The sequence below is a fragment of the Flavobacterium sp. JP2137 genome (genome assembly GCF_050562195.1).
Classification (GTDB): domain Bacteria; phylum Bacteroidota; class Bacteroidia; order Flavobacteriales; family Flavobacteriaceae; genus Flavobacterium.
This window is the reverse complement of the sequence record NZ_CP191647.1, coordinates 1,117,106-1,132,117: the sequence shown is the minus strand read 5'-3', so window position 1 is coordinate 1,132,117 and position 15,012 is coordinate 1,117,106. Positions and strand designations below refer to the sequence as shown.

The window sequence follows — 15,012 nt, the reverse complement described above, 5'->3', positions numbered from 1 at the left end:
AAAGGAGCAACTGCCACGCTAAAAAAGTTGTGATTTTTGGCGAAAAATTATTAAAAAATCTTTCGAAACCGCAAAATAATAGAGGCTAAAAACGGTTGTTACTGAGGAGCAAAAAAAAGGAGCTACTTCAAAAAAATACGGATTATAAGTAGGTACGACAAAAATTCAAATCCTTAGGGAAATGCGCTAGCAGAAAGAGTAAATAGCATACTGAAGAAAGAGTTTATGAATGATAAATACCATATAGGAGTTTGTTAAACAAGCAATTGACATATAATCAACAGCAACCACCTTGCTCCAATTATATGTTAACCGCTAATCAAATACATTTACAATCTCTGATCAAAATAAAAACCAATAAAACAAAAAACAGTAGTAAACATTTGCCTACTACTGCTTAAAACTTGTATTCTTATTTATATTAATTCTGTATCCGTTTTTCAGGACTAGGCAATCAGGACCGTCCGTCTTTTTCCCTTGATAAAGATTGCCTCTTACCTATTCTTTTAAAACTCTCAAAATCAAATCTCGTGATATTGTCTTTTGTGATACCAACCTATATATTCTATTATATAATTAATTCATCTAACACAGTTCAGGAGACAGCCTCCGCCACTGGTTTATTCATTCGAACAGACAACTGTTAAAACGATGTTGAAATTCCCACCGTTAAACCTGCGGCTTCGGAAACCATTCTACAAACACCTCCTACACAAAGCAACCCACCGCGCTGACGGCCATAACTTGTCGCCACACGTGTAGTTCCTTTAGTAAAACTAATACCTGCGTTGTAATAATGGATTCTCTTTTCCGAATCGTCATTGCCATAATTATACATATCACTTCCAAAAACAGACCAGTTGCTATTAAAGGCAAACTCCACAGTTCCTGCAACCCAATTTTTCTTTTCTTTATCAGCCCATAGATGCTGTGCCTCTAGGCGTATCGATTTATTATCCATAAACTGGTAAGTCGTTTCGGCGCTCACTATATGCGACTTTACAATATCTACTTTTTGCTCTATAAAAGCACTGTTGTAATACTGATTCAAATACATAAACATCGAAGACCAACTTGGAGACCATTTTTTACGAACTTCGACACCCAAATCGTGATAATATTTATCGCCAAAATCCAAGAAATCCGTTTTTAAAGCCTCTCCTTCGTCGATTACTTCCGCCTTAAGTCCGGCCCAATACGAACCATTTAGCACTAAATTGGTACCGTACTCCCCGCCGAGCAAGGTTCCTTTTTCGAAGTTGTAATAGAAGTCAAATTGCCCGCCTATCTCGCCTAACTTCGGTTCTAAAGAGTACAAATTCAACAAATATTGCGACTGGTACACATAAATATTCTGCAAGGAATAATCGTATTGCTTGGTGAGCGCCGGTACATAGTTCAAGATGCCTTGATTATAAATATTTCCGGTTAATCCTCTTTCGGAATAGAAAGCCATGTTCTCTACGCGTCTCAAGCTTACGTTCAACCCCATACCCTTTTTAGAATAGCCCAAATTGATTAGCGCCGCGTTGCCCTCTTGTCTATTATAACCCAATACCGTACTGCTTTCAACCAAAGCATCTCTTTGTTTTATAACATATTCCAGCTCTGCGTGGAAATTTCCATATTCCAAATCCAAGCGGGTTGAAAAAGCATTTTGAAGCTTGTTCAAATCTTGATTATACTCTTCGGGATAATCGAAATGATCTTCTACTTTACCAACGTAGCTCAGTCCGAGATTCAAATCAAAAGCGGAAACACGCGCTAATTCCGAAATGGAAACCTCAACATTACTACCAAAAATGATGGCTTTGGACAAATCAAACCCCATACCCACTCTTTGTTTTCCTGCGAAACCTCCAAACTGGATATATTTAGACGGTGCAAACTTCGCGTTTATCCCAAAAATGGCATTGTTGATTCCGATTTGCCGATCCTCCCACGCTCGAAACAACATACCCGAGCCGTATTGTTCGTAGAAATGCCCCGCAGTGACATCAATACCCTGTTCTACATTGTTATAACGAGCAAAGACATTACCCAAATCGACTTTGTCATAATCGGGTGAATAGTTCAGAATGGCCTTGGGCATATAGCCCTCTAGCTGAGCACCAAACGTCCAGTTTTTATAATCATAATCCAATTTAAGATACGAATTCGAACGGAATCGTTCTTCAGCTTCTTGTTCGCCTAATTTGATTTTTTTATCGTCTATATACCATTGTGAATTGCTTTCCAAACCCACTTTGATTTGCGCTTGAGCGGCTAGCCCAAAAATACAAAAACCCAGTACTGCTAATTTATTCTTCATTGTTGGACTACTTTACTAGAGCTTTAATTTTTTTATACATCTCCTTTTCTACGCCTGGTGTATAGCTCAAATGCTTATAAACAATCTTTCCCTTATAAACCACCACAGTAAAAGGCACATTTGAAACATTCATCGCGCGCTTTAATTCGTGGTTGTCGTCGTATAAGACTTCATACTCCCACGATTTGCCATTGACAAGCGACTTAACTCTTTTAACCGTTTTCGCATCGTCAATAGACACCGCAACCAACTCCACTCCGGTTTCTTTCTGCCATTGTGGGTAGACATCGTGAATGGCATTTAATTCCTTTAAACACGGCCCACACCACGTAGCCCAAAAACTGATGATAACCGGCTTATCGCTTTTGTTGTAGTCGGCGACATTAATCATTTTACCCTCTAAGCTCTTTAACTTTACATTAGGAAGTTCTGCCTGAGAAAACCCGGTCAAAGAAACCAAAAAAACCAATACTGTAATAAATAATTTCATTCTGTGAATTTTAATTTAAAATATAGACAAATATATTTAAAAAAAACAAATGCCAATATTTTGTTATTTGTTTTAATTTTATAAATTTACAAAACTATAACAGAATAATAACAAATAAACTAGGCCATGATTAAAAAATTTTTATTTAGCACTCTTTTTGTTTTTTTATTGGTGTCACTAACCACCACCTCTTGCAGCAGTGATGATAGCGGTAAAACAGAAGTTATCGTTCCAGGACCAACTCCCGGTCCCGACCCAGGTACTAATCCGAATCCAGACCCGAATCCAGACCCGAATCCAGACCCAGACCCAGATCCAACCGCAAATGTAATCGGATATGAACACAAAGTTCTATTAGAAGATTTTACAGGAACTTGGTGCGGTCCGTGTAGTGTGTTCCTAAAAGCATTAGGAGAACTAGAAGCAGCCGCTACAAATGACAAAGTAGTCATTGCAGCGATTCACTGTGGCGACAGAATGGAAATTTCTACACCTTTCTTCCCTTTCTATAAATTGATGAAGAAAAAAATTGAAAATGAGACCATAACAGATACATATAGCATTCCATTTGCTATCATTAACAGAAATATCACTTGGGGATACCCACCAACTAGATACCTTGATCAACCGGCTAGCTTAGTAAAAGAAATGTCGCCAATTGGAATAAAATTTACTTCTGAATTAAATGGAACTACGGGAACTGTAAAAGCAGAATTTGCCTTTAAAGCAGATTATTCCGATTTAAAATACATGATTTATGTTCTAGAAGACAACATCGTAGATACTCAAGTGGGCTTCTCAGGAAACTATAACCACAAAGACGTTGTTAAAGCTACCGTAGATAGTTTCTCCGGTGTAGTTATTCCTTCAGAAAAATCAAAAACAGACGTTGGATTCGAATCGAACACCCATACTGTAAAATACAAAGCAGCTAATGTGAGCAACCTTAAAGTAGTTGTTGCTGTATTGGACAAGGACGGTAACGTATTAAACGTACAAGAGGCAAAAGCCAACACCACTAAAAACTTTGTGACTATTACCGAATAGACATCACAAATCTCTTTAGAGTTTTTAATGCACTATTAATAGGCTCTTTCGCAATGCGGAAGAGCCTATTTTTTTGCAGCAACAGTTCATAAAACAGCTGCTATCTAGCCGCAATCGCCTACGCGACTACACTACCGCACGAGCCCTCTCGCATGGTCTATATTAAATAAAAGAATTCTCAATCGTGTTGGGATTTTTGTATTCAGGAAAGATTTGTTTTTCGATTTAAACGCATTTTATTCAGGGGAATAAAATGCGTTTAAATTATATATTTTATAATCCCAGTTAGCCCCGCGTATTTTACTTGTAGACAGCAAGTGTTTTTATATTTAAAAAAAGCTATAATTAGTAAGTGAGATATTCCTCGTATAGTTTAAATTAAGAAGCTATTTTAACTGTAGTATTGAAAAACTTTTGCCACGCAAGGACTCGCGCGGCAGTGGAGAAAAGCAAATATACCGTACGTTGCTCAAGAGTTTGAGGACGGAGACACTCCAAAACAACTCCTAATAAGAAGTAGATATTTGCTATGCATGGATAGCGAATCGACCTTTTTTATATAGATTAGTAGACTTGCAGATTCGAGGATTTGCGGATTCGATGATTCGCCAGTTTGCGTAAAGAATGTCGTTTTTAGGTAAGAAAGTAATTTTGAATTCAACGCAATCCAAAGCGAATCGGCGAATGGACGTATCAGCGAATCAGCCTTTTTTTATGTAGATTCGAGGATTTGCGGATTCGATGATTCGCCAGTTTGCGTAAAGTATAACGTTTTTCGACCAGAAAATAATTTTGAATGCACCACGACCACAGCGAATCGGCGAATGGACGCATCAGCGAATCAGCCTTTTTTATGCAGATTCGAGGATTTGCAGATTCGAGGATTCGCCAGTTTGCGTAAAGAATGTCGTTTTTAGGTAAGAAAGTAATTTTGAATGTACCACGATCCACAGCAAATCCGCGAATGGACGAATTAGCAAATCAGCCTTTTTTTATGCAGATTCGATGATTTGCAGATTCGATGATTCGCCAGTTTGCGTAAAGTATAACGTTTTTCGACCAGAAAATAATTTTGGATTCAATGCAATCCAAAGCGAATCCGCGAATGGACGCATCAGCGAATCAGCCTTTGTAAAAAAGCAATTATTTTGAATTCCCACAGGTTTTCGTCTAGACCCAGAGCAACCCCATTGAAACAGGGCGTAAATACGTAAAACAAAAAAAGCCAGACTTTCGTCTAGCTTTCTCTTTTGCTCCCCCTCTTGGGCTCGAACCAAGGACCCTCTGATTAACAGTCAGATGCTCTAACCAACTGAGCTAAGGAGGAAGGTTTATTACCTTTATTGCGATGCAAATATAGAACGAATTTTCAGAAAACGCAAGTCGTTTTCTGAAAATTTCACTCTTTTTTACTTACTTAAATATGGCCTTGTAAATATCGTTTCCGTTTGCAAACAGCAGCAGACCGATAAGTATAAAGAAGCCAACCATTTGCGCGTTTTCCATGAATTTATCACTCGGTTTACGACCGGTAATTATTTCGTATAACAAGAACATTACATGCCCTCCATCGAGTGCGGGAATCGGCAATAAGTTCATTACGCCAAGCATGATGGACAACACCGCAGTAATACTCCAAAACGCTTCCCAGCTCCAAAAACTCGGAAAGATATTGAAGATAGTCAAAAAACCACCTAAACCTTTATAAGCTCCCGTTTCTGGCTTGGCGAACATTTTCAATTGTTTTCCGTAGTCCAACAGCTTTTCTTTACCCTTGTTCAATCCGATAGGCACCGACTCCAAAAGTCCATACTGCTCCTTGTTGATTTTATATAGACCCAATTGCTCCATATCGGAATATTTTAGACCACCGGCAAAAACCATGTTGAGTTTTCCCTCTTCATTAATTTGCACCGACAAATCCACCTTTTCTCCATTACGAGTCACGGTAGCCGGCACGGTTTCTCCCTTGTGCTGATCCAAAACCGCTTGTACCTCATCGGCAAAGGCTATCGGTTGTCCCGCTATGGATGTCACCTGATCTTTTAGCTCAAACACCTTAGCATTTGGGCTGTCTTCCGGAGCACCTGCAATGATAAATGGAATGCGAAGACTTACCAGACCCTGAGAGTTGTTTTGCATAAACTGGTCGATAAAATCCACGGGAAACACGATGTTTTTTTGCTCACCGTCTCTTTCGATAATCACTTCTTTCCCCATCAACAGCCTGCCGTTGATTTCGTTAAAAGTTTGGATTTGCTGACCGTCGACTGCGACGATTTTATCGCCGGTTTGCAAGCCTGCTTTTTCCAAGGCTGGCGAAACCACCCATACCCCATTTTTGATGTCTTCATTTTTGATAAACAAATCACCGTAATAGTAGGTCATTCCGATATAGATTACAAAGGCCAAGACAAAGTTTACCGTAACCCCTCCCAACATAATAATCAACCGTTGCCAAGCCGGCTTGGAACGAAATTCCCAAGGCTGAGGCTCCTGTTTCATCTGGTCCGTATCCATGCTTTCATCGATCATTCCCGCTATTTTGACATAGCCCCCCAACGGCAGCCAACCAATTCCATAAACCGTATCTCCAATCTTCTTCTTAAACAGGGAAAACTTGACGTCGAAAAACAAATAGAATTTCTCCACTCTAGTCTTAAATATTTTGGCGGGGATAAAATGTCCCAATTCATGCAATACAATTAAAAGAGATAAGCTCAATAAGAATTGAGAAAGCTTAATTACTATTTCCATTTTTAAATTTTAAATTCGATAATATTGAGACAAAAGTAAAATATTAGTTTTACTAAATGCCCTTATTTTTATTTTGACTAGAGTTTTATAATAGATTTATGAAAAACCCCTTTAGTCGTAGTGATGGTAAGCTGGTACTTTCCTTTGGCCAAATGCGCTATAGACAGGAGTTGCGCTTTAAAAGTCCCCACGAGCGCTCCTTTCTCGTCGAACACTTCTACTTTAGACAGGCTAAAATCGCTGGGCAAATCGACATACACTTCGGTAAAGGCCGGATTGGGATATACCAAGACCTCGTTTTGCGGTAAAATCACGGCTTCCATACTCAAAGTTCCCGTATTGTTGGTCGATATGATCTGAATATCGGGATCGACGTCCAGGGATTGTACAGTAAAATCTGCCGTTACTTCGAAGACTTGAGTTGAAGTAGTCTGGTCTAGCGTGACTATTTTACTACTACCCGAAGTTCCGCGCAAGCGCACTTCCAGGGGCATCTTAAAAAAGGGCACACTCGGCGAGGAGGTGGTTTGCGTTACTTTGAGCGTTACTGCAGTTCCCGCTTGCTGCGCTTCTACACGGTAGGTAGGAAAGCCTTCACCGTACACCCATTGGTCAAAGAAATCGGTTAAATCTCGGCCTGAAGCCGTTTCCAAATGCGTTTTTACATCGGGTATATAAGCGTGTTTATACGCCAAGTTAACATCGTTTAAATAGGCTTTAATCCCGTTAAAAAAGGCCTGATCGCCCAATACATAGCGCAGCATGTGCACCACCATCGCCCCTTTGTTGTAAGTGAGTCGACTGCTAAAAATGCGGTCGGAATTTAAAGCTTGCACCGGTGTGAGGTATAAGCTGCCCCCGTTTTGAGAAACCACACTATAGATTAGATTCTGCTTCCAATTTCTAAATTGATTTTCGCCTTGTAACTCCTGAACTGCTAAACCCGCAGCGTATTCCGCAAAGCCCTCATTGATCCAAATATCCTGCCACGAACCGCAGGTAACCTTATCACCAAACCATTGATGGGCCAGCTCGTGAGCTACCAATCCCTGCGAGAAAGCCCCCATAAAAGAAACCGTGGCATGCTCCATACCCCCGCCCCAACCGAATTGGGCATGTCCGTATTTTTCATTGGCATAGGGATAGGTTCCAAAAAGCGACTCGAACAAATTCATAATCGGTATGGTTTGCTGCAATTGCGGCACCAGCACATTGTAGTGTTCGGGATAGAGATAGTTTACTATGGGAAAATCATCCGGTGCTGTACCGGCATGCTGCTGATATATTTGATAGTTGGTTACTGCTATGGCCACCAAGTATGCGGGAATCGGATATCCGTGTTGAAAATGCGTGGTTGCTGTGCCATCGACATTGTTGACCCGATTCACTTCTACGCCATTAGAAACCGACTTATAGTGCTGTGGCGCCGTAATCACCACATCAAGACGGTCGACTTTATCGGTTAAATCCTGTTTACACGGCCACCAGTCACTCGCGCCAAAAGGCTGTGAAAGCGTCCATAGAATAGGGACCTCCGAATGGGTGCTGATCGTAAAGCTTCCGTGGTCTCTTGACGGAGCACCTTCATAGGTAATAACCACCGATTTCTCTTGGCCGACGCCTAAAGTGGCCGGTAGTTGAACCGTTAATTCGTCGCTTTGATTTTGAGTAAAAGTCAGACTGCTTCCACCGGATTCTACCGCCGCAACCCTCAACCTATTGGAAAGATCAAAAACCACGGCATTCATCGGCTCTAAAGCCTTGAATTGCGCCGTAACCTTTCCCTTGATATAATACACCCCCGGATCGACCTGCAGATCTAACTTCTGATATACGATATCGTAGTTTTGCGTATTGGGATTGGCATTAAAAGCCAGCAAAGCGTCGGCTCTATTGCGCTCGCCTAGTATCAGCGCATCGCGTTCACCACCGGCAAGCTGTTGCCCATAAGAGGCCACGACGACCAACAAAGCAAAAAGTATGGTAATTTTTTTCATCGGAATTATTTTACAATTGACGGATTAAAAAAACAGATTATTTTCCGTATCTTAAATAGACGGCATAAAGAAACGCATTTTGCGTCAAAAAAACGGGTGCTTTTAAAAAAAACGAAGTGCATACTTTGAAGTAAGCACATAAATTCTCGTTGATTAGAAAAGTATTTTCTAAATTTGCTCACATTAACTAATTTATTTAATCATGTTACAGCTAGCTTATATCAGAGAAAATCAAGAACAGGTCGTGGAAGCCTTGGCCAAGCGAAATCTTGATGTTGCCGATTTGGTGAACGAAGTGGTCGTGTTGGACGAAAAACGCCGAAGCACCCAAGTGGAATTAGACACCGTTTTATCAGAATCCAATAAGCTATCGAAAAGCATTGGTGAGTTGATGAAAAACGGCGAAAAGGCCAAAGCAGAGATTTTAAAGGAGAAAACCGCTCAATTCAAAGAGCAGAGCAAGGAACTCACAGAAACTTTAAATATCGTTACCGAGCAATTACAGCAAAAACTATACTTACTACCCAATCTCCCACATTCATCGGTACCCGAAGGAAAAGGAGCGGAAGACAACCCGACGATATTCGAAAAGGGAACCATTCCGACTTTACATGAGGGCGCCGTACCGCATTGGGAATTGGCAAAAAAATACGATTTAATCGATTTTGAACTCGGTGTAAAAATCACCGGTGCCGGATTCCCTGTTTACAAGGGCAAGGGAGCCAAATTACAAAGGGCTTTAATCGCGTATTTCTTGGACAAAAACACCGAAGCGGGATACCGCGAGTACCAGGTACCACATTTGATCAACGAAGCTTCTGGATACGGTACCGGACAGTTGCCAGACAAGGAAGGACAGATGTATCACGTGGGTGTGGATGATTTGTATTTGATTCCCACTGCAGAGGTACCGGTGACCAATCTTTTTAGAGATGTCATCCTTCAAGAAAGCGAATTGCCCGTGCTTTGCACGGCGTATACTCCTTGTTTTAGAAGAGAAGCGGGCTCGTATGGTGCTCATGTTAGAGGACTAAACCGACTGCATCAATTCGACAAGGTAGAAATCGTACGCATCGAACACCCGGATCGTTCTTATCAAGCCCTGGAAGGTATGGTTGAACACGTAAAGGGCATTTTAGACGAATTAAAACTGCCATACCGCATTTTGAGATTATGTGGTGGCGATATGGGGTTCACCGCAGCGTTGACTTACGATTTTGAGGTCTTTTCAACGGCTCAAGACCGTTGGTTGGAAATCAGTTCGGTGTCTAACTTCGAAACGTTCCAGTCCAACCGATTGAAATTGCGATTTAGAGATCAGGAAGGGAAAAACCAATTGGCTCATACCCTCAACGGAAGTTCACTAGCCCTACCTAGAGTATTGGCGGGAATCTTAGAAAACTATCAGACCGAAGCGGGAATTGTTATTCCCGAGGTACTCCGACCGTATACCGGTTTCGACCTTATCGACTAAACAAAAACACGCTAAAGCATCATTCTAAGTTTAAATCTGAAAAATGGTGCTTTAGTCTTTATAAACGCCGCTTGTCTTTTCACACGACCGCTGTGCTATACTTTTTTGGTATAGTTTGTGTACACTGTGAGCTGCGGGCTGCACTAATATCTTTCCAAATGATTGTATACAATCTGACTATTAATATCCACGAAAGCGTTCACGATCAATGGCTGCACTGGATGCAAACCCAACACATTACCGACACCTTAGCAACGGGAAAATTCGACTCCGCTCGCATGGTAAAAGTACTGGTAGAAGAAGAAATGGGAGGCGTGACGTATTCTGTACAGTTTACGACCCAAGACCGAGAAACCCTAAATCGCTTTTATCTCGAAGATGCTGCGCGATTGGAACAGCAAGCATTGCGTCTTTATGGCGATAAAATGCTGACGTTTAAAACAGAATTAGAGATTATTAGCGAACATTAAAATCCTTACACTATGGACAAAGTAAGAGCCAAAAAACACTTAGGCCAGCATTTTTTGATCGACGAGAGCATTGCAAAACAAATTGCTGACACCTTACGTCTAGAAGGATATAATAAAATACTGGAAATCGGACCGGGTATGGGCGTATTAACCAAGTATTTACTGGATAAACCGGTGGAGACCTTTGTGGTTGAAATCGATCGCGACTCTGTCGCGTATTTAAACACCCATTACCCCAAGCTACACGATCATATCTTTAGTGAAGATTTTCTGCGTTTTGACATTACCTCTGCCATGAAGCAGGAGCAATTTGCCATTATCGGAAATTTCCCTTATAATATATCTACCCAGATTGTATTTAAGACCTTAGAATTGCGTGCATATATCCCGGAGTTTTCCGGAATGTTCCAAAAGGAAGTGGCCCAGCGCATCTGCGAGAAAAAGGGAACTAAGGCCTACGGGATCTTGTCTGTATTGACTCAGGCGTTTTACGATACCGAGTATTTGTTTACGGTATCGGAAACGGTTTTTAGTCCGCCTCCAAAAGTAAAATCTGGAGTATTGCGCATGAAGCGCAAGGAAAACTACACCTTGCCCTGCGACGAGAAGCGCTTTTTTACCGTGGTAAAAACCGCCTTTAATCAACGTAGAAAAACCTTGAGAAACAGTTTAAAATCGATGAATCTGTCCGAAGAATTGCGCGCCGACGAAATTTTCAATTTGCGTCCCGAGCAACTCAGTGTAGAACAATTTATAGCTATCACTCAGAAAATAACTGCCGATGGAATTTAAAATCAGTAAAGAATCCATTCAAGAAATTGAAGATTTAATATCTGAAGGAAGAGAACTGGAACTTTTAGAACAGCTAAAGGAATTCCACTATGCCGATATTGCCGAAATAATGAACGAGCTTTCTCAGGAAAGCACCAACTATATCTTTAATCTCTTAGATAGCGAAGTCACCTCGGAGGTCTTGTTAGAGCTCGACGAAGAGGTTCGCGAAAAGATTTTAAGCAACCTATCTGCCAAAGAAATTGCCGAGGAGTTAGACGAACTCGATACCGATGATGCCGTAGACATTATCTCGGAACTCTCTGCCGATAAAAAGCAAGAGGTAATCTCGGAGTTAGAAGACATCGAACACGCCAAAGACATCGTCGACTTACTGCGCTACGACGAGGATACCGCGGGTGGATTGATGGGAAAAGAATTGGTGTCGGTCAATGAGAATTGGTCGGTACTCACCTGTGTCAAGGAGATGCGCAAGCAGGCCGAACACATTTCACGCGTGCATTCCATCTATGTGGTAGACGACGAAAATCGCCTTAAAGGCCGCTTGTCGTTAAAGGACTTATTGACCACCTCAACCACCAGTCACATCAGCGATGTATACATTCCGAAGGTAGACTCTGTCAACGTCAATGCCAAGGATATAGAAGTGGCTCGAATCATGCAAAAATACGATTTAGAAGCCATACCCGTGGTGGATGAGATGGGGCGTCTTTTGGGGCGAATTACCATAGACGACGTCTTGGACGTCATCAAAGAAGAAGCCGATAAAGATTATCAGTTGGCAGCGGGTATCTCTCAAGACGTGGAAGCCAATGACAGCATACTGGTATTAACCCGTGCGCGCATTCCTTGGTTGATTTTGGCGATGATTGGCGGTTTTATCGCCGTTAATGTATCCCGAAGTTTTGAAGGCGCGATGGAGAAATTCAGAATTTTATTTTTCTTTACCCCGCTCATTGCGGCTATGGCCGGTAATGTAGGGGTACAATCCTCTGCCATTATCGTTCAGGGCTTGGCCAACAATACCATTACCGGTTCTATATGGCGTCGCTTGCTCAAAGAGGTAACACTTAGCCTGTTTAACGGCTTTTTACTGGCGATTTTATTGATGGTGGGCAGTCACTTTTTATTGGATGTCGACTACATCATCGGTATCACCGTTTCCATAGCCTTGATCAGCGTAATCGTGATAGCGAGTCTCATCGGTACCTTTGTACCTATATTCCTAAACAAATACGGCATAGACCCCGCATTAGCCACTGGGCCTTTTATCACCACGAGTAACGACATTTTCGGAATCCTGATTTACTTTTCTATTGCCAAGGTCATATTGGGGTTTTAATTTCACCAACAGCGCTTAAGTGCGAGCGTTTATAACTTTAGTATTATGCAAACACTTCGAACATCTAGAATTTTACACTTAGACAGCAACCATCCCCTGATGATGGAGCAATTGGAACAAGCCGGTTTTATCAACGACTGTGATTATACCTCGTCGAAAGAGATCGTCGAACAAAAGATTGCCGACTACGACGGTATAGTGATTCGAAGCCGTTTTAAAATAGACCGCAGCTTTATAGATGCCGCGACTCAATTGAAGTTTATCGCGCGTGTGGGAGCGGGACTGGAAAACATCGACTGCGATTATGCCGCTTCCAAAAACATCTCGCTCATCGCTGCACCGGAAGGCAACAGCACCGCAGTGGGCGAGCACGCAATGGGCATGCTGCTGTCGCTGATGAATAAACTAAATTTGGCAGACCGCGAAGTGCGTCAGGGCATTTGGATCAGAGAGGGCAATAGAGGCGTGGAAATCGAAGGAAAAACCGTGGGAATCATCGGTTATGGACACATGGGAAAAGCCTTCGCACAACGTTTAAAAGGCTTTAACTGTCAAGTGATTTGCTACGACATTCAAGAGGCTGTCGGCAATGAAAATGCCACGCAAGTGAGCCTGGAACAATTCCAACGCGACATCGACATTTTGAGTTTACACACTCCGGAAACGCCCGATACGCTAAATCTGATCAATAAAGAATTTCTAAGCAAATTATCCAAACCCATTTACTTGATCAATACCGCTAGAGGAAAATCGGTAAACACAGCAGATTTAGTAGCATGCCTACAATCGGGTATCGTACTCGGAGCCGGTCTAGATGTATTGGAATACGAAAAATCATCCTTCGAAAACCTGTTTCAGGAAACGGTACTCCCAGAACCCCTACAGTATTTAATCCAATCAGATCGGGTATTACTATCGCCACATATTGCCGGCTGGACCAAGGAAAGCAAAGAAAAATTAGCGCAAGTTATCACCGATAAAATCAAAGCTTTACAAGCCAGTTTTTTACCGTTACTATAGCGAATAAAGGCGAATGCAATTCGCCTTTACAAAAAATGACCAAAGTCAACTGCAAATAGTCACGTAAGCAGCCTAATGACAGACAAAATTTCGCAATATTCGCAATACATAACAAAACACAACACGCTGAATACCAGTGATTAACACTTAAACATTAACACAAACCAAGCGGCTTTTTTTAAAAAAAATATTATTTTTGAAATACCTCAACGTTAATGTCAGTATGAAGAAAACAATCCTAAGTATAGCAATGCATTCGTTAGTAACAGTACAATTCGCAGCAGACCAACACGACGAATCCGTTCCAAAGGGGATTTAAAAAAATCCAACTTTTACGTGGTTTATTTAGCTCCTCTGAATCCTGTTGGAACAGCACGGATTGTAAACCGCTACCGCAAAAAAAGACGGTGGAACCCAATCTGAAACAGCACAGCTGTTTGATGAATATTTTAATTAATACTAAAAAAGGAGATGATGCATAGACTACACCTCATACACGCACTGCTATTCGCTACCGCTATCTATCCGCAACAGGAATATTATGTAATTAGCTACATGGGCCATCACAATTTAGATCGGCCAGCGGTAACCGAAGACCTCTTATACCTGAGTCCCGACCAGAAGACAGCTTACTATCAGCTGGGACCCTATCAATTCACTAAAGATTTGGAATTCCCCAAGGAGCTGGGTAAAGTCATTGTAGTAAAAGACAAAAACACGGGAAATACAGATCAGTTTTTTTATTCCGATTTCGATGGGAACACGTTGTATTCGCGGGTCGTTCCATGGAAAAAACCGTATCTGATAAAAGAGCCTATCCCTAAAATGCGCTGGCAACTACACCAGGAAACGAAGATCATTGACAATCAAACGCTACACAAAGCGACAATGGCTTTTCGAGGTCGTACTTATACCGCTTGGTACTCCCTCGATTATCCCATCTCCATCGGACCTTGGAAACTCAACAATTTACCGGGTTTGGCGTTTGTTATAACAGAAGAAAACGACCACAACAGCTGGTATCTCACTGGCATAAAAAAAGAAATGCTAAAAGGACTACCGCTGCGCTTTGATCTGAACAAAGGTGCTATTTCCTTAAAAAACTTTTCAGAGGCTTTTCACCACGAGATTAAATTGGAAGACCAGGTATTTTCATCACAGCTACCTAAGGATCTTGAAATAATCAGCTCCGAAAGCAATTCAAAGGAACTCTTTAAAAAGCAACTGGAACTTACTTATGACTAAAAAAGCATCCTAGTACATGGGCAGGTACTAGGATGCTTTTTTTACAAACATTTACGCTACAATTTCA

11 protein-coding genes and 1 tRNA gene are annotated in these 15,012 nt (G+C 41.5%); 7 read left to right on the top strand and 5 right to left on the bottom strand.

The features are described from left to right. Positions 1-643: 643 nt before the first annotated feature. The gene (locus ACQZ43_RS04935) at positions 644-2,311 is read right to left on the bottom strand and encodes a DUF6029 family protein (RefSeq protein ID WP_430614842.1); all 1,668 of its coding nucleotides are present in this window, start codon (positions 2,309-2,311) and stop codon (positions 644-646) included. A 7-nt stretch (positions 2,312-2,318) separates the two neighbouring features. Next, positions 2,319-2,801 carry a TlpA family protein disulfide reductase gene (locus ACQZ43_RS04930; RefSeq protein WP_430614841.1) on the bottom strand — a complete coding sequence of 161 codons (483 nt, stop codon included), beginning with the start codon at positions 2,799-2,801 and terminating at the stop codon, positions 2,319-2,321. Positions 2,802-2,927: 126 nt separating this feature from the next. Between ACQZ43_RS04930 and ACQZ43_RS04925 the strand changes: the two genes are divergently transcribed. Then, positions 2,928-3,848, top strand: coding sequence for an Omp28-related outer membrane protein (locus tag ACQZ43_RS04925; protein ID WP_430614840.1), 921 nt, complete (start codon positions 2,928-2,930; stop codon positions 3,846-3,848). 1,253 nt (positions 3,849-5,101) lie between these two features. Here ACQZ43_RS04925 and ACQZ43_RS04920 read toward each other — a convergent pair. The 3 genes from ACQZ43_RS04920 to ACQZ43_RS04910 all read right to left on the bottom strand — a co-directional run bounded on the left by ACQZ43_RS04920 (position 5,102) and on the right by ACQZ43_RS04910 (position 8,602). Next, positions 5,102-5,175, bottom strand: a tRNA-Asn gene (locus tag ACQZ43_RS04920). 86 nt (positions 5,176-5,261) lie between these two features. Then, positions 5,262-6,605 carry an RIP metalloprotease RseP gene (rseP, locus tag ACQZ43_RS04915; RefSeq protein WP_430614838.1) on the bottom strand — a complete coding sequence of 448 codons (1,344 nt, stop codon included), beginning with the start codon at positions 6,603-6,605 and terminating at the stop codon, positions 5,262-5,264. 77 nt (positions 6,606-6,682) lie between these two features. Beyond that, positions 6,683-8,602 carry a M1 family aminopeptidase gene (locus ACQZ43_RS04910; RefSeq protein ID WP_430614837.1) on the bottom strand — a complete coding sequence of 640 codons (1,920 nt, stop codon included), beginning with the start codon at positions 8,600-8,602 and terminating at the stop codon, positions 6,683-6,685. Between the two features lie 202 nt (positions 8,603-8,804). Here ACQZ43_RS04910 and serS point away from each other — a divergent pair, with 202 nt between their 5' ends. From serS to ACQZ43_RS04880, 6 genes are all read left to right on the top strand, one after another. Further along, positions 8,805-10,076 (top strand): serine--tRNA ligase, encoded by a 1,272-nt coding sequence (serS, locus tag ACQZ43_RS04905; protein WP_430614836.1) that lies wholly within the window; start codon positions 8,805-8,807, stop codon positions 10,074-10,076. Between the two features lie 158 nt (positions 10,077-10,234). After that, entirely contained in the window at positions 10,235-10,546 is a 312-nt protein-coding gene (locus ACQZ43_RS04900; RefSeq protein WP_430614835.1) for a DUF4286 family protein, read from the top strand. 12 nt (positions 10,547-10,558) lie between these two features. After that, the gene (gene rsmA, locus ACQZ43_RS04895; protein WP_430614834.1) at positions 10,559-11,338 is read left to right on the top strand and encodes a 16S rRNA (adenine(1518)-N(6)/adenine(1519)-N(6))-dimethyltransferase RsmA; all 780 of its coding nucleotides are present in this window, start codon (positions 10,559-10,561) and stop codon (positions 11,336-11,338) included. Continuing rightward, positions 11,328-12,680 (top strand): magnesium transporter, encoded by a 1,353-nt coding sequence (gene mgtE / locus ACQZ43_RS04890; protein WP_430614832.1) that lies wholly within the window; start codon positions 11,328-11,330, stop codon positions 12,678-12,680. Before rsmA ends, mgtE begins: the two co-directional genes overlap by 11 nt. Positions 12,681-12,725: 45 nt before the next feature. Beyond that, positions 12,726-13,700 (top strand): 2-hydroxyacid dehydrogenase, encoded by a 975-nt coding sequence (locus tag ACQZ43_RS04885; RefSeq protein ID WP_430614831.1) that lies wholly within the window; start codon positions 12,726-12,728, stop codon positions 13,698-13,700. A 471-nt stretch (positions 13,701-14,171) separates the two neighbouring features. Further along, entirely contained in the window at positions 14,172-14,945 is a 774-nt protein-coding gene (locus tag ACQZ43_RS04880) for a GLPGLI family protein (RefSeq protein ID WP_430614830.1), read from the top strand. The last annotated feature ends 67 nt before the right edge of the window (positions 14,946-15,012 follow it).

What these genes read in the sequence shown, in the direction of transcription:
- ACQZ43_RS04880 (WP_430614830.1), top strand. Translation starts at nt 14,172, where the DNA reads ATGATGCATAGACTACACCTCATACACGCACTGCTATTCGCTACCGCT.
- ACQZ43_RS04935 (WP_430614842.1), bottom strand. Translation starts at nt 2,311, where the DNA reads ATGAAGAATAAATTAGCAGTACTGGGTTTTTGTATTTTTGGGCTAGCC.
- rsmA (WP_430614834.1), top strand. Translation starts at nt 10,559, where the DNA reads ATGGACAAAGTAAGAGCCAAAAAACACTTAGGCCAGCATTTTTTGATC.
- ACQZ43_RS04925 (WP_430614840.1), top strand. Translation starts at nt 2,928, where the DNA reads ATGATTAAAAAATTTTTATTTAGCACTCTTTTTGTTTTTTTATTGGTG.
- serS (WP_430614836.1), top strand. Translation starts at nt 8,805, where the DNA reads ATGTTACAGCTAGCTTATATCAGAGAAAATCAAGAACAGGTCGTGGAA.
- ACQZ43_RS04900 (WP_430614835.1), top strand. Translation starts at nt 10,235, where the DNA reads ATGATTGTATACAATCTGACTATTAATATCCACGAAAGCGTTCACGAT.
- mgtE (WP_430614832.1), top strand. Translation starts at nt 11,328, where the DNA reads ATGGAATTTAAAATCAGTAAAGAATCCATTCAAGAAATTGAAGATTTA.
- ACQZ43_RS04910 (WP_430614837.1), bottom strand. Translation starts at nt 8,602, where the DNA reads ATGAAAAAAATTACCATACTTTTTGCTTTGTTGGTCGTCGTGGCCTCT.
- rseP (WP_430614838.1), bottom strand. Translation starts at nt 6,605, where the DNA reads ATGGAAATAGTAATTAAGCTTTCTCAATTCTTATTGAGCTTATCTCTT.
- ACQZ43_RS04930 (WP_430614841.1), bottom strand. Translation starts at nt 2,801, where the DNA reads ATGAAATTATTTATTACAGTATTGGTTTTTTTGGTTTCTTTGACCGGG.
- ACQZ43_RS04885 (WP_430614831.1), top strand. Translation starts at nt 12,726, where the DNA reads ATGCAAACACTTCGAACATCTAGAATTTTACACTTAGACAGCAACCAT.